The 21,379-nt window shown below is 37.9% G+C and carries 21 protein-coding genes and 1 pseudogene; 17 read left to right on the top strand and 5 right to left on the bottom strand.

From position 1 onward, the window contains the following. Positions 1-491: 491 nt before the first annotated feature. The 8 genes from ACFPA1_RS22675 to ACFPA1_RS22640 all read left to right on the top strand — a co-directional run bounded on the left by ACFPA1_RS22675 (position 492) and on the right by ACFPA1_RS22640 (position 9,255). A complete protein-coding gene (locus ACFPA1_RS22675; protein WP_213146145.1) occupies positions 492-1,820 on the top strand; it encodes a C40 family peptidase in 1,329 nt (442 codons plus the stop codon). A gap of 666 nt (positions 1,821-2,486) precedes the next feature. Beyond that, positions 2,487-2,855, top strand: a complete 369-nt coding sequence (locus ACFPA1_RS22670; RefSeq protein ID WP_378585838.1) for an SET domain-containing protein — start codon at positions 2,487-2,489, stop codon at positions 2,853-2,855. A 402-nt stretch (positions 2,856-3,257) separates the two neighbouring features. Continuing rightward, on the top strand, positions 3,258-4,691 hold the full coding sequence (hydA, locus tag ACFPA1_RS22665) for a dihydropyrimidinase (RefSeq protein ID WP_378585835.1): 1,434 nt from the start codon (positions 3,258-3,260) through the stop codon (positions 4,689-4,691). A gap of 74 nt (positions 4,692-4,765) precedes the next feature. After that, positions 4,766-6,220 (top strand): sodium:solute symporter family protein, encoded by a 1,455-nt coding sequence (locus ACFPA1_RS22660; RefSeq protein WP_378585832.1) that lies wholly within the window; start codon positions 4,766-4,768, stop codon positions 6,218-6,220. Beyond that, the gene (locus ACFPA1_RS22655) at positions 6,213-6,443 is read left to right on the top strand and encodes a hypothetical protein (protein WP_378585830.1); all 231 of its coding nucleotides are present in this window, start codon (positions 6,213-6,215) and stop codon (positions 6,441-6,443) included. Before ACFPA1_RS22660 ends, ACFPA1_RS22655 begins: the two co-directional genes overlap by 8 nt. A gap of 31 nt (positions 6,444-6,474) precedes the next feature. Next, entirely contained in the window at positions 6,475-7,197 is a 723-nt protein-coding gene (locus ACFPA1_RS22650) for a FadR/GntR family transcriptional regulator (protein WP_378585827.1), read from the top strand. A 135-nt stretch (positions 7,198-7,332) separates the two neighbouring features. Continuing rightward, a complete protein-coding gene (locus tag ACFPA1_RS22645) occupies positions 7,333-8,151 on the top strand; it encodes a sugar phosphate isomerase/epimerase family protein (RefSeq protein WP_378585824.1) in 819 nt (272 codons plus the stop codon). Between the two features lie 30 nt (positions 8,152-8,181). Continuing rightward, positions 8,182-9,255 carry an NAD-dependent epimerase/dehydratase family protein gene (locus ACFPA1_RS22640; protein ID WP_378585821.1) on the top strand — a complete coding sequence of 358 codons (1,074 nt, stop codon included), beginning with the start codon at positions 8,182-8,184 and terminating at the stop codon, positions 9,253-9,255. A gap of 388 nt (positions 9,256-9,643) precedes the next feature. On the opposite strand, the gene ACFPA1_RS22635 is transcribed toward ACFPA1_RS22640, so the two are convergent. Further along, positions 9,644-9,790 (bottom strand): hypothetical protein, encoded by a 147-nt coding sequence (locus ACFPA1_RS22635; RefSeq protein ID WP_378585819.1) that lies wholly within the window; start codon positions 9,788-9,790, stop codon positions 9,644-9,646. Positions 9,791-10,250: 460 nt separating this feature from the next. Here ACFPA1_RS22635 and ACFPA1_RS22630 point away from each other — a divergent pair, with 460 nt between their 5' ends. Then, the gene (locus ACFPA1_RS22630) at positions 10,251-10,589 is read left to right on the top strand and encodes a DUF5655 domain-containing protein (RefSeq protein WP_378585817.1); all 339 of its coding nucleotides are present in this window, start codon (positions 10,251-10,253) and stop codon (positions 10,587-10,589) included. Positions 10,590-10,612: 23 nt separating this feature from the next. After that, a complete protein-coding gene (locus tag ACFPA1_RS22625; RefSeq protein WP_378585814.1) occupies positions 10,613-10,909 on the top strand; it encodes a hypothetical protein in 297 nt (98 codons plus the stop codon). A 115-nt stretch (positions 10,910-11,024) separates the two neighbouring features. Here the strand turns inward: ACFPA1_RS22625 and ACFPA1_RS22620 are convergent, their stop codons facing one another. The 3 genes from ACFPA1_RS22620 to ACFPA1_RS22610 all read right to left on the bottom strand — a co-directional run bounded on the left by ACFPA1_RS22620 (position 11,025) and on the right by ACFPA1_RS22610 (position 13,785). Next, positions 11,025-11,543 (bottom strand): hypothetical protein, encoded by a 519-nt coding sequence (locus tag ACFPA1_RS22620; RefSeq protein ID WP_378585812.1) that lies wholly within the window; start codon positions 11,541-11,543, stop codon positions 11,025-11,027. A 122-nt stretch (positions 11,544-11,665) separates the two neighbouring features. Then, positions 11,666-13,036: a DJ-1/PfpI family protein gene (locus ACFPA1_RS22615; protein WP_378585809.1), complete on the bottom strand. Its 1,371-nt coding sequence runs from the start codon at positions 13,034-13,036 to the stop codon at positions 11,666-11,668. Between the two features lie 317 nt (positions 13,037-13,353). Continuing rightward, positions 13,354-13,785 carry a MarR family winged helix-turn-helix transcriptional regulator gene (locus ACFPA1_RS22610; protein WP_378585806.1) on the bottom strand — a complete coding sequence of 144 codons (432 nt, stop codon included), beginning with the start codon at positions 13,783-13,785 and terminating at the stop codon, positions 13,354-13,356. A 372-nt stretch (positions 13,786-14,157) separates the two neighbouring features. Between ACFPA1_RS22610 and ACFPA1_RS22605 the strand changes: the two are divergent. The 7 genes and pseudogenes from ACFPA1_RS22605 to ACFPA1_RS22575 form a co-directional block, all read left to right on the top strand. Beyond that, positions 14,158-14,481: pseudogene (locus ACFPA1_RS22605) on the top strand (DNA replication protein DnaD); the annotation flags it as partial. Continuing rightward, entirely contained in the window at positions 14,466-14,687 is a 222-nt protein-coding gene (locus tag ACFPA1_RS22600) for a DnaD domain protein (RefSeq protein ID WP_378585841.1), read from the top strand. The pseudogene ACFPA1_RS22605 and the gene ACFPA1_RS22600, both read left to right, overlap by 16 nt. A 2-nt stretch (positions 14,688-14,689) precedes the next feature. Next, positions 14,690-14,866 (top strand): hypothetical protein, encoded by a 177-nt coding sequence (locus tag ACFPA1_RS22595; RefSeq protein WP_378585804.1) that lies wholly within the window; start codon positions 14,690-14,692, stop codon positions 14,864-14,866. Positions 14,867-15,038: 172 nt separating this feature from the next. Further along, on the top strand, positions 15,039-16,616 hold the full coding sequence (locus tag ACFPA1_RS22590) for an alpha-glucoside-specific PTS transporter subunit IIBC (RefSeq protein WP_378585801.1): 1,578 nt from the start codon (positions 15,039-15,041) through the stop codon (positions 16,614-16,616). A gap of 159 nt (positions 16,617-16,775) precedes the next feature. After that, positions 16,776-18,110, top strand: coding sequence for a 6-phospho-alpha-glucosidase (locus ACFPA1_RS22585; RefSeq protein ID WP_378585798.1), 1,335 nt, complete (start codon positions 16,776-16,778; stop codon positions 18,108-18,110). Between the two features lie 85 nt (positions 18,111-18,195). Next, entirely contained in the window at positions 18,196-18,966 is a 771-nt protein-coding gene (locus ACFPA1_RS22580) for a MurR/RpiR family transcriptional regulator (RefSeq protein WP_378585796.1), read from the top strand. 15 nt (positions 18,967-18,981) lie between these two features. After that, a complete protein-coding gene (locus ACFPA1_RS22575) occupies positions 18,982-19,473 on the top strand; it encodes a PTS sugar transporter subunit IIA (protein ID WP_378585793.1) in 492 nt (163 codons plus the stop codon). A 203-nt stretch (positions 19,474-19,676) separates the two neighbouring features. On the opposite strand, the gene glp is transcribed toward ACFPA1_RS22575, so the two are convergent. After that, on the bottom strand, positions 19,677-20,942 hold the full coding sequence (gene glp / locus ACFPA1_RS22570; RefSeq protein ID WP_378585791.1) for a gephyrin-like molybdotransferase Glp: 1,266 nt from the start codon (positions 20,940-20,942) through the stop codon (positions 19,677-19,679). Positions 20,943-21,379: the final 437 nt, after the last annotated feature.

Below are 21,379 nucleotides of genomic sequence, written 5' to 3'. Positions count from 1 at the left end.
TTTGGCATGCTTATTTTTAGAATACCACACAATAAAAAGATATTTAAATGAAAAATGTTGACAAACTATTAGCTGGTTTATTTTACTTTCACTGGTTACTTAATTAAGGACAACAATTCTTATCAGAGAGATATAATGGTTAAATTTGGTGAAAACTAGAGCATTCCAGACCGGTCATCCCTTCCTAGGAATAACAAGCTTACTTTGATGAAAACGGTTGTTGTCACACTTTGTCATATAATTAAATATTACAAATCGATTACAATTATATTACATAAAGCAAGGCGTAAACATAGGATTTCCTCGATTTCATTATTCCTCCTGTATAGTTATTAATATACTATTTGTAATAAAAAGTATAGATTCTACCAATTCTGTATTCATATTAGTAGATTAAAAACGAACTACCACTTTTGGTGGATGTTTTTTTGTTGGTTATTTCATTATTATGTCTTATTGGAGCAAAATAATGAAAGGTAGGAAGTAAAACAGTGAAGAAAAATCTAGTAACAGCAGCTGCAACAGCTGGGCTCGTCCTTACTGCTTTTGGAGCCACAGCAAGTGCACAAGAACCCGCATATACGGTTCGTCCTGGTGACAGCCTTTGGAAAATTGCCAATTCCAATCATGTATCTATTAACCAATTAAAAGAATGGAATTCTCTTTCAAGTGATACCATCTATGTCAATCAGAAACTATCACTAACATACACTGTCAAACGAGGAGATAGTCTTTGGCAAATTGCTAAGGACAATGGTACAACCGTAGATGAACTAAAACGTTTGAATGGCATGACATCAAGTTATATTCGAATTGGACAGTCATTAAAAATTGTAGGAACAAATTCAAATGATTCTTCTTATAAAGTTCAAAAAGGTGATTCTCTTTCAGTCATAGGAGCCCGTTTTAATCTATCAGTGTCCCAGCTTAAAGCAATAAACCAGTTATCCTCTGACACGATTTATGCTGGACAGACGTTAGAGGTTAGCAGTGTGGAAAATCCAGCCATTGTGACGAAATCAGAATCAGTTACAACTGGAAATATAGCAGCAGCTTCAAGTGCTGTATCAACACCGAGCACTCAAGCCACTTCAACTGCAGTTTCATCACAAAGCACAGAGACAACATCAAGTGTACCTGCAACTGGTACTACAGAGGGAGTTTCTAATACAAAAGCTGCAGAGAATTCTGCAGTAACTTCTGGTGCAACAACCGGACAAGCACCGGCAGCATCAAGTGCACCAGCAACAACAGAAAAAGCACCGGTAACAACCAGTACACCAGCAACGCAGGAAAACGCACCGGCAACTTCCAGTGCACCAGCAACGACAGAAAACGCACCGGTAACATCTAGTTCAACAGCAACAACTGGAAACTCAACAACGAATTCAAATCCAGCAGCACCGGTTCAACAGCCAGCACCTGCTACTGAAGCAGCTCAAAAACCTGTAACTTCATCAGCATCTGCCGTTCAGGGAGTGATAGAAGAGGCTAAGAAATATCTAGGTTCGCCGTATAAATGGGGAGGAAACACTCCAGCAGGTTTCGATTGCAGTGGCTTTACTGTATATGTGTTTAATAAAGTCGGCATTTCCTTACCACGGACTGCTGCAACACAATGGGATGCAACAACACCAGTGGCTTCGCCAAGTATAGGAGATCTTGTTTTCTTTCAAACTTATAAACTCGGACCATCCCATGTTGGCATTTATTTAGGAAACAACAAATTTATCAGTGCAGCCTCAACAGGGGTAACGATCTCAGATATGACATCTACCTATTGGAAGACTAGATATCTCGGTGCAAAAACTCCTTACTAAACTTTAATAGTAATATGATTTTAATAATGTAGACAGTGTGAAAAAATGGTAACTCAGCTATTTTTCACACTGTCTTTTTTTGTTAATCAGTGACAGTCATTAATTATGAGAGACTCATAACCGCTAATCAAAGGGTGAAAGAGAGCATATTAAGGTTAAGGGAGGTTCATAACCGTTAAGTCTTGACGCGGTTTTAACTAAAGAACGAAATATCTCTGATGAATGAATCAGAGATATTTCTGTTGTATCAAGTGAAATTGACCGGCCTAGCGGCCAGGGGAAAAAGGGGGGGAATTCAGAGTGGCCCACTACCGTGGGATTTGAGGGCATTAGGCATAGGCATCGCCGCAAGCTGCTCCCTTTTTTTGATTTTCCTTTTACTAAGTTGGTGTCGCCTATCGGCTCTTTGGAGGAGAAGAGGGGTGTTCCCCTCACCCTTAATGAAATTTTTCTAGGCTGTCCAAATGGGCATCTTTTTTTAATTTTCAGGAGGTGTGTCAATGCGGTCGATTTATTTCGCTCAGCAGTTTATAAGTAACCTAGAAGGAAGAAGTTGTATCGTTTCTAGGCAGCACTGTCCAGAGGGAATACATATCACATAGGAACGTGCTGGCATAAATTAATAAAATAATATTCATTTTTTAAAAAATGGCGGTGAGAGAGAAAATGATTGAAGTAAAGGAATCAAAATATGGCAGAGGGATATTTGCAACCCGTGATATTCATAATGGTGAACTGATACACGAAGCTCCAGTTATTGTATCTCCTGGTAAAGATTATAAATATTTAACAAAGACGATAATGAGGGACTATGTGTTCTGGTGGGACCAAGATAATGATGAAGTTGCACTTGCGTTAGGATATGGTTCTTTATTTAACCACTCCTATAGGCCTAATGCCATATATGGACTCAACTTTGCCAATAGAACAATTGACTTTTATGCACATATCGACATAAAAGCTGGAGAAGAAATTCTAATAAACTATAATGGAGAACCTGATGACGATGAGTCCTTATGGTTTGACGTCATCTGAACCTCTAGGCTTGACAAAGTTTTATGATAAAAAATAACGAATAAAAAGTGCCAGGCACCACCCAATTTTCTGGATGGTGCCTGGCATTTTTTGCTGTAGTTAGCATTTTGAAGAAGCGGGCGCATGAACGGAATAAGAAGTGTGGCTGTCTTGCTTATAATGACCAAATTGTTTAAGGATTCAAAGGGACAGTATTTTACAAAAAACAGGAACCCTCCCCCGAATGACATGCTTAATCATAATGTGACTCGGGTGGTGCCAGGCACTCTTTTTACCTAAAATGCACTGAATTATATAAAAGGAGGCATTTAATTAGCCGAATATTCATAAGATTAGTATTGGTTAGACCGGTATACCGCCATACCGCCATACCGTTAGACCACAAAAGAAGGAAGGGTTTAGATGAAAACAATTATTAAGAATGGGATGGTCGTAACTTCTGGGAGTACCTTTAAAGCTGATATTTTGATTCAAGGTGATTCCATTACATCCATTTCAAGCGACATTACTCCAGAACCTTCAGACAAAATCATCGATGCGGAGGGACAATATGTTTTTCCGGGCGGAATTGATGTACATACCCATCTGGAATGGCCGCTTATGGATACAGAAACTGCGGATGATTTTGTAAGCGGAACCAGAGCAGCTGCAGTCGGTGGAATTACAAGTATCATCAATTTTACGAAACCCAAAAAAGGGGCATCCCTGATAGCCACTCAAGAGGAATGGATCGAAAAGGGGAAAAAATCGGTCATCGACTATGGTCTCCATGCCATTATCAACGAATACAGCGATAGGGTACTAGAGGAATTGCCAATTTTAGCAGAAACCTACGGTGTTGGTTCGATCAAGCTCTTTATGGCTTATAAAGGGGAAATGATGGTCAATGATCTTGAAATGTACAAAATCATGAAAAAGGCAGGAGAGCTGGGAGTCATCACCAATGTCCATGCTGAAAATGGAGATATTATTGACGAAATGATTGCGCAGGCATTAGCGGAAGGAAACACAGATCCCATCTATCATGGATATACTCGGCCAACCATTATGGAGGCAGAGGCGACAGGGAGAGCCTTGGCCATTGCGGAAGCGGCAAATGCCCCCATTTATATTGTCCATGTTAGCTGTTCGGAGGCTTTGGAAAAAGTAGTGGAAGCGAAAAAACGTGGTGTGCAAGCCTTTGCTGAAACCTGCCCACAGTATTTGGTTCTTGATATTAGTTATTTAGACCAACCTAACTTTGAAGGTGGAAAATATGTATGCTCCCCGCCACTTAGAGAAAAGTGGAACCAAGATGTTTTATGGAATGGGTTACAAACTGGCATGATCTCCGTTGCAGGTTCTGATCATTGCCCTTTCCGGTTTCATGATCAAAAAGCGATGGGCAAGGACAATTTTTCAAAAATCCCAAATGGGTTACCTGGTTTGGAGGATATTTTCTCCATCCTCTATCATTTCGGCGTTCACGAAGGACGAATTTCATTAAATCAATTTGTTGAAATCATCAGTACTAATCCTGCCAAGATATTTGGAATTCCTAAAAAAGGAGATATATCGATTGGGTATGATGCCGATCTCGTCATTTTGAACCCTAATGGTTCCAGAGTCATTACCTCGGCAAGCCAATATCAAAATGTAGATTACAATGCTTACGAAGGATTGGAGGTGCAAGGAATCATTACAAACGTTCTATCTCGTGGAGAAGTGATTGTGAAGGATGGACAATTTATAGGCGATGCAGGCCGCGGAAAATATCTGCACCGCAACAGGCGGCACAATCGAGACAGCCTCTTCCACTCACCAAAGAACGACCAAGCTACAGAAACGATTAGATAAAATTGCTATTCATATGGGGAAGGCAGACTTTGATGGTCTATTAACTTGCAGCATTGAAAAAGGGGGAAAATAAATTGAGTACAACAGCCATTTTGGTGACCATATACTTTCTGTTGCTGATCGGATGGGGATTTTATAACTATGTAAAAAAGCAGAAGTCAGGACACAACTCGCTTGAGGAACAATTTATTGGGGATCGCTCCTATACGACAGGTCCATTAATGGCTTCACTAGTAGCCATTTGGGGTTCCAATTATACCTTAATCGCTGCGGCAGAATCGGGGTTTACTAGTGGTATATCGGGAGTCATCTGGTATGGTTTGGGGATCGTCATTCCATTATTCCTTTTTTCTTGGCCCTTAAATATACCAGCAAGGATTCGTGAACTGCATCCTAAAGGTCTTACATTTATTGAAATCATCGGGAAAAGATATGATGAAAAATCAAGGCTGGCTGCGCTCGTGATCTTATTTATTTCTAATATCTTGTTTATTATATCTATCGTTTTAGCGACAGGAATTGTCCTTAAATCATTGCTGGATATTGACTTATCAACGGCGATCATTATTGGCGGCGGGGTTATGATCATCTATACAGCATTAAGTGGTTTCGATGCTTTAATCTATGGCCGAATTTTTCAGCTTGCTTTAGCCGGAAGTGCTGTTGCAGTTGCGATTATCTTGTCTGTCAACGCATTTTCTCTGCCTGAACTAATCAATAAAGTGTCTGCCAATAGTGGTGAAATGTTAAATGCGGTTAAATGGGGACCAACAGAGATGCTTGACTTCTGTATTGCGAGTGTTGGTTTTGTTTTTGGCTCTCCCATTCTCTACCAAATTGCATTTTCTGGTAAAAATGACAAAGTAGTGACTCGGGCGTTTCGATTGTTCCCACTTGCATGGGCTCCATTTGCTGTTGGTACGGCTATTATGGGAATGGTTGCCTTCTTATTATACCCTGGAATTAAGGGGCAGGATGCGGCGATGACATTGGTTGCAAATTTATTCCCAGAATGGGCAGCTGTCCTATTCTTTCTTGGTGCTCTTGCATTGGTTTTTTCTACCGCAGATGGAGCTATTAATAATTTAGCCTCTATCGTTATATTTGATATCTACCAAAAGCACAGCAACAAAGAGATGACTCCTAAAAAGGCCTCTATATTAAGTATGACTACCCAAGTGTCACTGGGAGTGATTGGAATGATCGGAGCACTTAACTTTGGGGATGGCGTGCTGGCCTTGTTAGTTTTAAATGGAACAGTCAATATTCCATTCATATTTGTGATTGTTCTAGGATTATATTGGAAAAGGACTCATCCTACTGCAGCATTTTGGTCGATGATTATAGGAATCACTTCCGTAATCGTTCTTTACTTTGGTTTCAATCAGTCTATCTATACAAACTTTATCGGAATCGTTACTTCTATCGTGATCTTAGTTGTTGGTAGTTTACTATTGACGAAAAAAGATACTGATTATATATCTCTAACGGCTCGGAATGTATCAAAGGAGGGTGATGGTGTTGCCTAAAGTAGTCCTTGGTTCCATTATGTCTGTCATTGCCTATATGGTGATCTTTTTCATAGCAAAAGCATCTGCGGGCAGCTCATTAGTGATTCCAGTTGAGTTTTTATATTTATTTTTAGTATACGGAGTTGGGGGTTGTTTGTTATTCGTTTTTGTTTTGCCAGTCCTAATCATCGTTGGTGAATTAAAAGGCAAGAAAAATAGTAATCAATCAATCCGGAAATAGCAGACTAATTTCAGACGCAAGGGGGATCCAATTGTTTAAGCCAGTTGAAAAGAGTAAACGAAACTATGAACTTGTCATTGAACAACTGCATTTGTTAATTGCTGAAGAAAAAATAAAACCAGGTGACTTAATTTTGCCTGAGCGTAAGCTTGCCGAGCAGCTAAATGTAAGCAGGACCTCGGTTCGGGAAGCACTGCGCATTTTAGAAGCACTCGATGTGGTGTACGTAAAGCCGGGGGAAGGCACCTTTCTTAAAAAGCCGTCCATGAATGGGATCATTGCCCCTTTGCTGATGTTTTTACAAGAAGATACAGATAGTCATAGTAATCTTTTTGAAACAAGAACATTGCTGGAATCCGGAATTGCCAGGCTGGCTGCCCTAAGAAGAACAGAAGAGGATTTGAAGGCCATTGGAACATATGCATACGAAATTAAGGAAACCAGTGATTTAGAAAAAGTCATTCAAGCGGATATTCATTTCCATGAAAGTGTGTTAAAGGCGGCCAAAAATCCTACTCTTAATAGTTTTATCACGATCGTACAAGAATTGATGAAACATGGGATTCGAAAAACAAGAAGCATTCTCTTTACGGAGGATGGAGAAAACGAAATATCAGCAAACTATCATATCAAAATCTTCCATGCAATTCGTGACCAGGATCCGGATGCAGCTTATCATGCGATGTATGAACATCTTGAATATACCGCTAACAAATCCATTGCTATACAAAATCAGCAGAAAAACCTCTCATAAATACATTCTTTAAGGTGGTGGAAGCAAAGTTTCCCCGTAGATACCATACATTAGCTTTGCCAAAATAACGCTCAAGGTAATCTTGGTTCATTACGTTTTATGCCTTGAGCGAAGCGGAAGGAATGGGGGATAACGATGAAAAAAGGGATCCATGATATACCTTTTCTTACTAGATGGTCGATTGATTGGTTTTTGGAGAGGGCTGCATTTTACGAGCTAGAAGGTATAGAACTTAATCTGCTTGAGAAGGAAGGGTATCTCGATTTAAATACTTCACTTTCGGAAGTGAGGACGATAGCGGAAGTAGTAAAAAGACATGGTTTGGAAGTGCCAACATTGTCAACAGGCCTGCATAATCAATACGCGCTGTCCTCAGAAAACACAGGCCTGCGGAAACGTGGAGAAGAAATTGCCTTTCAGATGATTGAAATAGCTGCTGAGTTAGGAGCCTCGATCATTCAAATTGTTCCTGGCACCATCAGCCGGGATACTACCTATGAACAGGTCTATCAAAGGTCACAGGAATCCCTAGCTTTACTGGCATCTGAGGCATCTGCAGCAGGTGTGACCATTGCAGTTGAAAATGTATGTAATAAGTTCTTGCCTAGTCCATTGGAATTTGCTCGATTTCTTACGGAAATTAATCATCCCGCAGTGAAGGCCTATTTCGATACTGGAAATGCAATGGTAACCGGCCATCCGGAACATTTTATCCACGCGCTCGGGGACCAAATAGTGGCTGTCCATGTAAAGGATTATCGGTATGACTCAGGTGATTTTACCGCTCCCCTTAGCGGTGACGCAGAATGGCCGGGGATTATGAATGCCTTACAGAGGGCTGAAATGGAAGGGTATCTCATCTCTACGCCGCCATTATATAAGCATTGTCCTGAGCGATTAATAGAATCGGCCTCAGCTGATTTAACCGCATTGCTTAATCTAGTTGAGAAATGAAAATGTAATGAAAGAGAAAGGATGATTTAAATGACGGTTTTACTAACGGGGGGTTCCGGCTTTGTAGGGATTAATATTACAGAAAGACTCCTGGATGAAAATTTACATGTTGTAAATTATGCGACTCTTCCAGTGCCGGATGAAGCTCTCCCGTCCTTAAAGGGCCGACGTGGACATTATGAATTTGTGGAAGGAAATGTATTAGATCGTGAACGATTAGACTCCGTCATTGCAAAATATAACATTAAGACGATTATTCATGCTGCCGTGATGACACCTGATTTTAAAAGAGAACAACAATCGAGTAAGGATGTTACGAATGTTAATTATATGGGGACGGTTGAAGTGTTGGAATCTGCCCGAAGACATGGGATTGAGAAATTTGTTTATTTAAGTTCCGTATCCGTGTATGGTGACACTGCTTATTCCGATAATAGACTATCTGAAACAGACTCTATTCCCACGCCGAGATCTTTATATGAGATCACAAAGTATGCAGCGGAGAGAACGGTACTTAGATATAAAGAGTTATTTGGTTTATCAGTATTAGTGGTACGAATCGGTCAAGTGTTTGGACCGTGGGAGCGTTATACAGGTATTAGGCACACTCTTTCGGGACCGTTTCAGGCAACGAGGCTTGCGTTTTTTAATCAGGATGTTTTGATGCCATGGCCTGGTATGAGAGATTGGGTCTACAGCCGTGATGTTGCCAATGCCATTGTGCATCTGATGCAACATCATGATTTGCACTTTGATCTATATAATATTGGCCCAGGTCAGCAATGGAGCGTGGAGGATTGGTGTAAACTGCTAGAAAAGGAGTTTCCTAGTTTCCGCTATTGTGTAGTTGACAATCCAGACGAAGCCAATATCGACTACTTCGCTCCGAAAGATGCCAGCAGATTAGTGATTGAGCGACTACAACAAGACGGAGGCTACACTCCTAAATATGGACTAAAAGAGGCTTTTAATGATTATATGAAGTGGATCAAAAATACCTCACTGTTTTGGATAGAAGAAAAGGAGACTACTCCCTCTCATAAGGGGAGAGTGGTGCAGACTAGGGTGTCAAGCTGTGTAAAATATCCCTTCAACACGTTTTGAGCGATTTTTTTGGATGATTTTTTTTCAAGATTCAAGTTATCTATTAATTGAATCCTTATCTGTAACATATTTTAAAGATGAGAAAAAAACTCTAACAGTATTCAATACTATTAGAGTTTTTTTATGCAATGATTATTCTACCAAGCGAATTTTGCCGAAGAATGAAGTTCTGAAAGGGATAGTGCGCGAAAGTAGTGCCTTTATCTTTTAGAAAAACGTCCTAGAACACAAGAAATCCACCCGAAGAACAAAAACAGGGACTGGACTATATAAGCGTTATGAAAAAAATCTAGAGGCATTAAAATTATCAATAGAGTGAAAAATAGGGACGGTTTTCGTGGTTCTGAGGCATAAGAACCGTCCCTATGTGTCTTACTTGGCTGCCTGCTTAACGATTACGATTTTGTTTTTTGCTGCCAGCATTATCATTCGGGGAGTCGCCAGTGCCATTCTTGCTTTTGCTGTTTGGCGTGCCATAGACTTGATTATCGCTGGTCACCTTTGCTCCCGTTAAGAAGTTATCTTTTGTGTCCATTGCCTTCATCTCCTAAGTAATAATTTTAAAAGCCTAGTTATTATTTGTTCTGAAAAGAAGAAACATACAAAATTGATGTTTACCCACTATTGCGGGAAAAGCAAACAAGGGAAATTTCGAGTGAAACGGAAATCTAGCAGGAAGAAAGTCCAAGGCAAACTAAGAGAAAGTAAAGAATGGCTGAAGACTAATCGAATAAAGATATCCATACAATTATGGATAGATTTAGACGCTCACTTATAGGCTATTACAACTATTATTGCATCACAGATAATACCCAAACTGTTAACAATTTCAAAGAGAAAATCGAGTATTTACTATTTAAATGGCTACCGTAAGGTAGAGAGGTTCTCTTCTACTCGACTAATGGAATAATGATGATGGTAAAATGAAGTAAAAAGAAGCAAAATAAAGGTAATATAATTTAATATGTTAAGGTGAAAGTGTAGGTGAGGACAATATGTTAGAAGATGAATTATTCTCAAATAAGGCATCTAATGTTTATGAAATATATTCAAAAATACTTGATTCATTGAAAGAAATAGGACCTTTTGAAATTGAGTTAAAAAAGACTTCTATACATCTTTTGAATAAATCTTCCTTTGGAGGAGTTCACCCAAAAAAGAAATGGTTAGATTTTAATTTAGTAACAAGCCATCAAATTGAACACGAGAAGATAACTAAGATTGAACAAGTTTCCAAAAACAGATTTCATAATAACTTTAGATTTCATAGTGTAGACGAACTAAATAAAGAGTTTTTAGTTCTTCTAAAAGAATCATATCGATTGATGAGTTAGTTAAGAAAGGATATTAAATATCAATGAATAGCATTTTCTTAGGAATTATATCTGGTCTAATATTTGGTTTATTATCTGTACTAATAATGCTTCCGATGAAATTTGAAGATAAACGTACTGCTATTATTGGTTCATTTATAAATCGTTTTACGATTGGTTTCTTAATATCAGTAACTGTTCTTCCTTTATATGGTTGGACAAAAGGAATTTTGATAGGGTTGTTAATTAGCCTCCCAGACGCACTTATTACAAAAGCCTATTTACCAATCATTGGCTTAGGAGTAATCGGAGGAGCGATTATTGGAGGCTTTATTGGCTAAGGTGGCGTTGATTCAGGAAGGATTAACCGCCTTTTTAAAGGCAAGTGCTGTCACTACCCGCTATTTGTCGAATTCTGCTCGACAAGGTTCGGGTGGTGCCAGGCACTCCTTTTATTTATTCAATAATTTCATTTTTCAATGGAGTATCCTTTGTATTGATGGCAAGTTTCTTTTTATTTTTTATGATTCCTAATCCAATCATAAGTGCGAATAATAGCAGCAACCAAGAAATATAAGCAGGCAAGGCTGTGATCATAATGGCAATCCAAGCAAAAAATAAGGATGCAGGGCTTATGACTTTAAGTATTCGATAAATGATTTTGCTGACTTTTGCTTTATATAATGGAGTGGCTTCTAATAAAAAAATAAACGGGTTACAAAACGTTCCAAATGCTAAAGGTATAACCATATATATAGGCAATTGAATATTCATAGTAAATTCTAATAGCAAGACCAAACCTATTGAAAATGATTGCATAATATAATCCAAATGTGCCGCTTTAAGTTTTCTCGGATTCGTAAAAAAATCGTTTAGTTGACTATTTTTCAAGTAAAATACCGCTCCAAGTGGCAAAGATAGTATAAGGCCAGCCATAAAAATAAATATGGCCCAATTCAAAAGAAAAGAATTCATAAGATAACCCTCCCCAAGGATTTATACGCAAAAAGATTTCGGAAAACTTTGAGATAAAAAATAGTTCCCACATAAACCAATGGAACAACAATAAGGTACATAAAAAGCGAAGATTCGACTGATCAAAGTGCTAATGATTGACGCACTTTCTTCTTTTTTCGAATGAATCGTTTATCAATAAAGAAAGCCGTAAGCATTGCAGCTAAACTGATTAAAACGGGTATCCCGAAAGATTCATAGGAAAACGGACTGCCTTGGAATTTTAGATTTTTAGCACGATATTCTATTCGCTTGGCACCATATTTAGCGGTTAGGACGTCCTCTTGCTTCGCTAAATCTTCGAGTGTAACATCAAACATAAATCTGTCTGAGTAGCCGCTGTGAATAAACTCGAGGTTAACTTTGTTATCCCTTACGTTCCAATCCTTGACTTCTTCTGCAGCTAAAGACTCCGCTTCTTCCCCCGGAACGAACATTCGATTTAGCTTCGGCACATTCCACGTGTAATATCGAGTAACTAGGTTAAGGTGATACTTCGTAACGATAGGCTGCTTGGCATTTGAGACGGTGTAGATTTTTGTTGTTCCAGAATTTGCATAAGTATCAAAAATCGTGGTAAGTGCCCCCTCATCCATCCCATTATACAACCATACCCCTGCGGTCTTTTTGTGCCATTGGAATGCTGTGTTGAACGTATAAATCAATTCACTTCCATCCACATAATATGGATCAATCTTTGGATTTTTTACGAAATGATAAGAAGGGTAATGGAGCTTATTTGCTATTTTCTCTGCCATTGGTTCACCTAATTGCTTTGAAATCACATAGAGGACTGCATCGATTCCAGAGGTAATTGCTGCTGAAGAAACAATGTTCCCGTCTACGACATAACGCAAATCCCTTCTCCACTTTATATCAGGATATTTAGTAACTTCTTGATAATCAAAACTTTTCCAGTCAGTTGTTGCTTCTTTCCCTTTTAATAGACCTGCATCCGCCAGATTCAACCCTCCAGCGCATATGCTTAACAATTCTGTATCAGAATGTTTTTGAATCCATTCCCGGACAGGTTTATACTTTACTTCGTCAACGATAGGCATGGCGGGGATTACAATAAGGTCTGGACTTCTTCCTAATAATCGATCCAGTTCATCAAAAGAATAGTGCGGAATCAGATCCAAACCCCCAGAGAGTGTTTTCATATTTTTGTCCGGAGCAACTGCATAAACGTTATAAGATTCAGTCATCGCAAACATTTCATAAGGAACCATAAAATCAAACACTTCGGTGGTCTGATTGGATAAAATCACAGCTACTGTTGGTTTTTTTGGATTATGTTCCGGTACACTCACGCGTTGTAAAGCAGGGATTGGTGTTTGTCTAGCAGGATTCCAATATTCCTGATTGGTGCGAATATATCCATACAAACCAATCCCTCCAAAAAATAAAACGAATGTCATGACATAGACAACTACACGTAATAATAACTTCATATAGATTCCCCTCTAATTAATATTTTTTAATTAATTTCACTAAGAAAAACTACTCCATCTTTATAAACACCCGCCTTTGCAAGCAATATGATTCAAATTTTCCAGTAACATCGCAGACTAGACCCATTTTATTGCTGTTGATTTTATAACATAGATCCTTATTTAATTGCTTAATCATAAATGTTGTATATATACAAATATAAATCATTTTTATCCGTTGTCAATAAACAATTGTTGTATTTATACAATTATTTTATATAAAAACGGCTGCCTGAAAATGAAACTTCTATTCAATATCCAGGCAGCCGTTCTATTTTTTAATGCTTAACGTTTGTCTTCTTGATTATCTCCAACAAAATAGCCACACTTTCATCTACTTGCTTTCGCTTGTTTTCTGGAACTTGTTTTAAAATGTCGGCAAATAACTGATGATGTTTCTCATGAGCATTCGCTACTGTTTCCAAGCCCTTTCCGGTAAGTTTGATAAGTACTTCCCTTCTATTGTCCAGGTTGTGCTGCCTTTCCACCAGGCCGGATTTCACAAGTGGATCCAGAGTCCTTGTCAACGTGGAAGGCTCCACACCAAGAATGCCAGCCAAATCTCCGTGACGGAAGGTATTGGAACCAATTTCCATTAAAAGATGCAATTGTTTTGGGGTCAGCCCTTCAACAAAAGACTTATCACCACCGAGTACACCCGACATTTTTATAATAGACAATAAGAATTTACCGAATATTTCCTGTCCCATTTTTCATCACCTGTTTATCGTGTTTTATAACTGGTATATCAAAACTATTGTACTTTTGCAATAGTTGTAACTTAGCGCAGACATAAGAAAACTTAGTTGATAGTTGTAAATACTTAAAGAACCGCCTGCAGCGATCCCATCTACTTTGATATAAAAAAATAGTATCCATAAAGGTTAACAAAGTGCGAGTTTTGCTTCTATTTGACATTATTCGTAGTGACTGGCATTTTTACCCCCGTTTTACGCTACGTAAAAGAAATTATTGTCACAAAATATCCACCTTTTTATGAAAACCACCCTATCCGTTTTCCTCACCAAACCATAAATAGAGTCTGAATAGAGTTTTCCAATAAACAAGGATGGTGGTTGAAGATGGCAAAGTATCGAATGGTGCGAACTGAATTTTGGGACAATCCCGTTGTGGAAGAGATGACCCCGGAGGAGAAGTATTTTTACCTCTATCTGCTGACAAATTCAAAAACAACGCAAATTGGCATCTATCGAATCACGAAGAAGCAAATGGCTTTTCATTTGGGCTATTCGATGGAGACTGTTCATTCGTTAATGGAACGATTTGCCGAGCAGCATCAGTTGATTCGCTATAATCCGGAAACTAGAGAACTGGCAATTAAATACTGGGGGGAATATAACCTGCATAAAGGCGGGAAACCGATCATGGACTGTATCATTTCCGAGCGAATAACAAGCGTAGGCTCAACTATATAGTTGCGATTCTTAGAAACTGGGAAAATGAATCATTACTGACCGTAGCAGATATTGATGCCAAACAGGCACCCCAACAAGCAGTACCAATGTCAAGAAAATCAACTGAAAGCGTTCGTACCGGAAGAGATATTCCATGTGGATTCCAACTTGATCTAACGGCAGGTGAAGAGGAATGAGTATGGCTGAAAAAGCGTTCTTAGGCAGTTTGATGAAGGCGGAGTACTTACTAACGGATACCGTGATTCAGCCTGAACAGCTAGAAAGTGCACGGCATGAACAAGAAGGACTTTTTTTTCATCTTTGCCTGCAGCCCGCAAGAGGCTCATGGCTGTCACATTCCTGTAGAACTTTTTGATTAATAGTCAAGAACTACTCCTAAAAGTTATATTCAATTTTCTAAGTCTATTTGTTTCATTATCTGGTACTTTTCCCAAGTTATTGATAAGTGATTGTTAGAATCATCATGCAACTCTATAATGGCTCTAGAGATAGCGCTTTCTTATAAAAACTATAAGGAGTAATTCATTATGATGCAGAAATTGCAGCGATTTGGTGGAGCCATGTTTATTCCAGTAATGATTATGCCGGCTATGGGATTGTTACTAGGACTCAGCAACACTTTATTAAATGAGCAAATGGTTGGAAGTATTGCTGCTAAAGGTACCATTTGGTATACATTTTGGAAATTAATTTTCGATGGGAGTTACGTTGTATTTCAAAATATTCCCCTTTTATTTGTGATCGGTTTACCTATTGGTTTAGCAAAGAAATCTAAGAGCAGGGCAGCACTGGAAGCTTTCGTTATTTATATGTTTTTTAATGTATTTATCAATTCATTATTATCATCATCTGGTTCAACTTTTGGGGTGGATTTCTCCAAGGATGTAGGCGGATATAGCGGATTAGCAAGTATAGCAGGTATTAAAACGCTTGATACGAGTATGGTTGGTGCATTAATTATTGCAGGAATTACAATCTGGCTTCATGAACGCTTTTATGATAAAAAATTGCCAGACCTTTTAGCAATTTTCCAAGGAAGCGCCTTGGTCACGATAGTAGGATTCTTAGTTATGATACCAGTAGCATTTTTAACTTGTCTTGTCTGGCCACATATTCAAGAATGGATTTTTTCACTTCAAGGGCTATTAAAAACATCTGGAGCTATAGGTGTAGGGCTTTACAGTTTTCTAGAAAGAATTCTGATTCCAACTGGTTTACACCATTTTATCTGGCAACCCTTTGCCTATGGACCGGCTGCAGTAAATGGGGGACTTCTAGCTTATTGGTTTTCTCATGTAGCAGAGTTTGCAAATTCGACTAAATCAATGACAGAGTTATTTCCTCAGGGTGGTTTTACCTTATTTGGGAATTCCAAAGTATTTGGATGCTTGGGCATAGCAATCGCACTGATCATTACAAGTAGACCTGAGAAAAGAAAACAAACAATTGGATTAATTTTACCTGTTGCATTTACTGCAGTAATTACAGGGATAACAGAACCAATAGAGTTTACATTCTTGTTCATTGCTCCTTATTTATTTCTAATACATGCTATTTTGGCCGGTTTAATGACTGCAATTATGTATGCCTTTGGTGTTTCAGGTAACTTCATATACGGCTTACTCGATTTCTCGATCACTTGGGCAAGTACCTGGCAAAATCACTGGGCCACTTGGCTGCTTCAAATAGGTATTGGTTTAGGATTTACCGTTATCTATGTGGTTTTATTTAGATATCTAATTATTAAGTTTAATATTTTGACGCCAGGCAGAGAGTCTGATGATGTAGAAAGCAAGTTATATACGAAAGCGGATTATAAAGAAAAGAAATTAGGAAATACAGGTGGAGACACTTCTTTTGAACAATTAGCAGAATACTTTTTAGCAGATTTAGGTGGCGCTGCAAATATTCAAGATATTACAAACTGTGCAACGAGATTACGTGTTACAGTAAAAGATCCTGAAAAACTAGAAAGTGAACAAGTTTTTAGAAAACATGGAGCACATGGCTTAGTTCGGAATAAACAAGCGATCCAAGTAATAGTTGGACTCTCAGTTGGTCAAGTTCGAGATAAAATAGAAGAAAAGATTAAAAGTGTTGGATAGAAATATAGGATGTTAGAAGTTAATGAAATCTCCCAATGAGTGAAACCTTTCCCATCATCTTTCCAAACTATTACGATGAAGGGAAAATCGCAGTATACTCACCTTAAAGAAATATTTATACACTAAGACATAACAACAATAAGGAAAGAGGGACTTAAAATGAAAAAAAATTCTGTAGTAATTGCTGGTGGGGGAAGTACTTATACAGCTGGAATTGTAATGATGTTAATTGAAAATCAAGATAAATTTCCATTACGGAAATTAAAATTTTACGATAATAATAAAGAACGTCAAGATATCGTTGCGAAGGCATGTGAAATTATCATTAAGGAACGTGCTCCTAAAATTGAATTCACAGCAACAACAGATCCCGAGGAAGCTTTTACAGATGTTGATTTCGTAATGGCACATATTCGTGTTGGTGGTCTAAAAATGCGTGAACAAGATGAAAAGGTCCCATTAAAATATGGGGTCGTTGGCCAAGAAACATGTGGACCTGGCGGCATGGCCTATGGTATGCGTTCCATTCCAGGAGTAATTGAATTAATTGATTATATGGAAAAGTATTCACCGAGTGCTTGGATGTTAAACTACTCTAACCCAGCTTCGATTGTTGCAGAGGCTACACGTATCTTACGTCCTAACTCGAAAATCATTAATATTTGTGATATGCCGGTTGCCATTAAAAAATCAATGGCTGACATTTTAGGGTTGGAATCTGAGAATGATATGATTGAACGGTATTATGGACTAAACCATTTTGGTTGGTGGACTGAGCTTTATGATAAAGAAGGCAATGACTTAATGCCAAGATTGAAAGAACATGTAAAACAATGGGGGTATGGGGCTAAAAATGATGGGATTAATAATCCACTGCTAGCGGAATCCAGCTGGATGGATACATTTACTAAAGCTAAGGACGTATACGCTGTAGACCCGGATACACTACCAAATACGTATTTAAAATATTATTTATTCCCTGACTATGTAGTACAACATTCAAACCCAGAACATACACGGGCAAACGAAGTGATGGATCATCGTGAAAAGAATGTTTTTGCCGAATGTACACGAATTGCCGAAGCCGGTACCGCTGAAGGAACAAGTATTGAAGCCGGGGAACACGCGGAATTCATCGTTCGATTGGCAGGAGCGCTTGCCTACAACACATATGAAAGAATGCTATTAATTGTTCCTAATAATGGGGCGATTGCAAACGTTGATCCAACTGCAATGGTTGAGATTCCATGTTTAGTAAGTAAAGCAGGTGTGGAACCATTATCTATTGGGACGATTCCTCAATTCCAAAAGGGATTGATTGAACAACAAGTATCAGTAGAAAAATTAGTCGTTCAAGCTTATTTAGAAAAATCCTATCAAAAACTTTGGCAGGCCATCACATTGTCAAAGACAGTACCAAGTGCAAGTGTTGCAAAGGCAATTTTAGATGATCTTATCGAGGAAAACAAGGATTTTTGGCCGGAACTTTCTTAAGGAAAAAGGGTTTGCTAAAAGTAGCAGGGTATGAGGTGTTTTCATACCCTGTTGCCTGTTTTAATTAAATTAGGAGGATCTCCTTGTGAATCTTGAAAAGTTAATTAATAAAAATTATGAGTATTTGAGTGATACTGATTTTACTATTGCTAAGTACGTTCTAGCTAATAAAGATAAAATTGGGAACATGGGTATTAATCTGTTAGCTAAAAATAGTTTAGCATCCAAATCATCTGTATTAAGATTTGCTCAAAAATTAGGCTTTAGTGGTTACAGTGAATTTAAAAACTTTGTAAAGTGGGAAAATGCCAGCCCAAATGAGGAACTTAAACCAAATGAATTATTTGAACAGGTTCTTTATGATGTCAATAAAACGTTAGACTATTTAAATAGTGTGGACTTTGAACCTATTTATAAAGCAATTGATACTAGTGAAAATATTTATGTCATTTCTACAGGTTTAGCACAGAAAAATCAAGCTGCAGAACTGCAACGATTATTCCTGCTTATTGGCAAACCTGTTCAAATTATTCCTGCAATGGCCCAAGCAAATGAATATAGGCTTATAATTGAAAAGTTAACTTCTAAAGATTTAATTATTCTGTTTTCTCTATCCGGTGAGAATCCAAACTTACAAGGATTACTTGATATTCCTGCAGTTAAGGGTGCAAAAATGATTTCCCTTACTAATTTTAAAAGTAATTGGTTGTCAGGACATGCTGATTTTAATTTATATGCTTCCAGTACGATGAATCCTATTCCGAAAAATTGGTGGGTACGATCCGCCTCTTCCTTTTTTATTGTGGTAGAAGCATTGGCATTTGGATATTTAGATTATATAAATAGTGAAAGATAGACATTGAGGTGTGAAATGATGTTTTTTAAGAAAAGTAAAAAAGAAAAAAATATATTCATCCATAGCCCTTTAAAGGGCGAGCTTATTCCTTTAGGAAGTGTTCCGGATCCCGTTTTTTCACAGAAAATGATGGGCGAAGGGCTAGCCTTTATTCCAACGAACGGCGAGGTTTTTTCTCCTGTAAATGGGAAGGTTACACAAGTGTTTCCTACTAAACATGCAATTGGAATGGTAACGGAAGATGGCCTTGAAATGCTATTACATTTAGGACTTGAAACAGTTGAACTAAAAGGTGAAGGATTTAATATCAAAATTAATGCTGGAGATATAGTTAGTGTGAATGACCACATCGGTAGTTTTGATCTTTCCTATATTGAGGATAAGGGAAAAGAAATCATTTCTGTCCTTGTTTTCCCGAACTTTGATGAAAAAATCGCTGAAATATTACCGTTAAAATCAGGTGAGGTTAAAAATGGAACTGAGATTGCTAAATTAACTTTTAAGTAACAACCAATTTTAATTTGAACTTGCTATAAGCCAGTTCCTTTTTAACAAGTTACCAAGTTAACAGACAGCAAAAATAATGTATGAGACCTTTTAAATAGAAGGCTGCTGGAAGTTTTCAGCAGCTTCTTTTTTGGCTAATAAGGAAAGTATAAATTTTCTCAAATTTATACTTCCTAACGGATAAATTCAACTATAAGCGTTCCTTACCAAGGCCACTCGCTGCCTTCCACATCATCAAGAATCAACACATCGACTGAGGAACCTGTCTTGAAACCTCTCTGCCCACCCGGCAATATTATTAAACTATTTGCTGATGCAAGTGTTGACACCATACTTGATTTATCAACTCCAACTGGCATAACTTCTAACCCCTTTTCGGTAAAAGACAAATAACCTCTAACTAAACGGGTAAATGAAATTGAAGTTGGAAAATCTGCTTGTAAGATTGCCCTTGCTTTTTTTAAATGAGGCTTTTTTGAACCAAAGAGAGTTTTAATTATGGGTCTTACAAAAAGTTCAAATCCAACATAACAAGCTGAAGGATTCCCTGAAATCCCAAATAATAATTTGCCGTTCAATTCGGCAACTGTCGTGACGCTTCCTGGACGCATAGCAATTTTGTTAAATAATACACGTGCACCAAGCTTTTCATAAATGGCAGGTAAATAATCGAAGTCACCAACAGAAACACCACCTGTTGTAATCAAAAGGTCTACCTGGTTTATTGCATTTGTAATAGCTTTATAACAGTCTTCAAAATTGTCGGCCAACTTGCCAAAATAATAAGGAATCGCCCCCACACGTTCAATTTGTGCATGCAACATAGGTGCATTACTATTCCGAATCTTCCCGGGTTCAAGTTCCTCATGAACATCTAACAGTTCAGTTCCTGTTGCATAAATGCCAATAAGAGGCTTTTTTACAACTTTGACCTGGTTATAGCCGAATGTTGCCAGTAACGCTTGAACACCAGGATTTATATATGTACCTTTAGGAACTAGTATAGTTCCTTTTTTTACATCTTCTCCTCTAAAAGTTACATTGTCGCCCGCTTGATAGGAACGTTCGATGGCCATGTATTTTTTTCCGTCTTGCTCAAATTCCCTTGTTAACTCAAGTAAGACAACAGTATCACAAAGATCTGGCATTTGTGCACCTGTCATAATACGGACTGCTTGAAATGGTCTCACTTCTTTTGTTCCAACATAACCAGCACCGATTTCTTCAATGACTTCAAAAACAACAGGTTCGTGACTGCTAGCTGTTAGTGAATCCTTTGAACAAATCGCAAAACCGTCATACCCAGAACGATCAAAATGAGGTACATCATGGTCTGCAATTAAATCCTCGCATAAATATCTTCCATAAGCTTGTTCAAGCTTTATTTCCTCCACTTCTCCAAAGCGGGCAAATCTCATAACCTTTTCAACTGCTTCTCCTATTTGAATCGGGGTTCTTATTTCTACCATAATCAATTCGTCCTTTTCTAAATTGAGTTAATGAATAAGGAATACTAATTTTTTCCACCTAATTAAATCTTTGTGCAGGTCGCTATTTAACTTTATTCCTCTCACATTGACCTTTGCTCAATTATAAATGCCCTGATATCATAGTCAGAATAATTTGATTATAACAAGTATAAAAATAATTAACTAATTTTTTGGCGCTGTTATTGCTGAATGTTGATATCACTATATTGTAAAATAAACGGAGCAATTCCGCTAAAATTGGGAAATACCCATATTTCCCTTAAAATAAGGGAAGCTTTTCCGGTTATATTAGCTAAATCCTTGGATTTTGTCTTATTTAGAGCAGTTAATCGGAAAATCTCCGCTTCGTATTATAAGGTCAGCCAGATATTTCTGGTTGACCTTTTTTTATATGGTTTTATTATTACGGTAGCCGG

Origin of the sequence: Neobacillus sp. GCM10023253 (assembly GCF_042653105.1) — a bacterium.
GTDB lineage: Bacteria > Bacillota > Bacilli > Bacillales > Cytobacillaceae > Neobacillus > Neobacillus citreus.
The sequence above is the reverse complement of the archived record's forward strand: the minus strand, read 5'-3'. Positions and strand labels throughout refer to the sequence as shown.

What these genes read in the sequence shown, in the direction of transcription:
- ACFPA1_RS22670 (WP_378585838.1), top strand. Translation starts at nt 2,487, where the DNA reads ATGATTGAAGTAAAGGAATCAAAATATGGCAGAGGGATATTTGCAACC.
- hydA (WP_378585835.1), top strand. Translation starts at nt 3,258, where the DNA reads ATGAAAACAATTATTAAGAATGGGATGGTCGTAACTTCTGGGAGTACC.
- ACFPA1_RS22645 (WP_378585824.1), top strand. Translation starts at nt 7,333, where the DNA reads ATGAAAAAAGGGATCCATGATATACCTTTTCTTACTAGATGGTCGATT.
- ACFPA1_RS22640 (WP_378585821.1), top strand. Translation starts at nt 8,182, where the DNA reads ATGACGGTTTTACTAACGGGGGGTTCCGGCTTTGTAGGGATTAATATT.
- ACFPA1_RS22635 (WP_378585819.1), bottom strand. Translation starts at nt 9,790, where the DNA reads ATGGACACAAAAGATAACTTCTTAACGGGAGCAAAGGTGACCAGCGAT.
- ACFPA1_RS22630 (WP_378585817.1), top strand. Translation starts at nt 10,251, where the DNA reads ATGTTAGAAGATGAATTATTCTCAAATAAGGCATCTAATGTTTATGAA.
- ACFPA1_RS22625 (WP_378585814.1), top strand. Translation starts at nt 10,613, where the DNA reads ATGAATAGCATTTTCTTAGGAATTATATCTGGTCTAATATTTGGTTTA.
- ACFPA1_RS22620 (WP_378585812.1), bottom strand. Translation starts at nt 11,543, where the DNA reads ATGAATTCTTTTCTTTTGAATTGGGCCATATTTATTTTTATGGCTGGC.
- ACFPA1_RS22615 (WP_378585809.1), bottom strand. Translation starts at nt 13,036, where the DNA reads ATGAAGTTATTATTACGTGTAGTTGTCTATGTCATGACATTCGTTTTA.
- ACFPA1_RS22610 (WP_378585806.1), bottom strand. Translation starts at nt 13,785, where the DNA reads ATGGGACAGGAAATATTCGGTAAATTCTTATTGTCTATTATAAAAATG.
- ACFPA1_RS22595 (WP_378585804.1), top strand. Translation starts at nt 14,690, where the DNA reads ATGGCTGAAAAAGCGTTCTTAGGCAGTTTGATGAAGGCGGAGTACTTA.
- ACFPA1_RS22590 (WP_378585801.1), top strand. Translation starts at nt 15,039, where the DNA reads ATGATGCAGAAATTGCAGCGATTTGGTGGAGCCATGTTTATTCCAGTA.
- ACFPA1_RS22585 (WP_378585798.1), top strand. Translation starts at nt 16,776, where the DNA reads ATGAAAAAAAATTCTGTAGTAATTGCTGGTGGGGGAAGTACTTATACA.
- ACFPA1_RS22575 (WP_378585793.1), top strand. Translation starts at nt 18,982, where the DNA reads ATGATGTTTTTTAAGAAAAGTAAAAAAGAAAAAAATATATTCATCCAT.
- glp (WP_378585791.1), bottom strand. Translation starts at nt 20,942, where the DNA reads ATGGTAGAAATAAGAACCCCGATTCAAATAGGAGAAGCAGTTGAAAAG.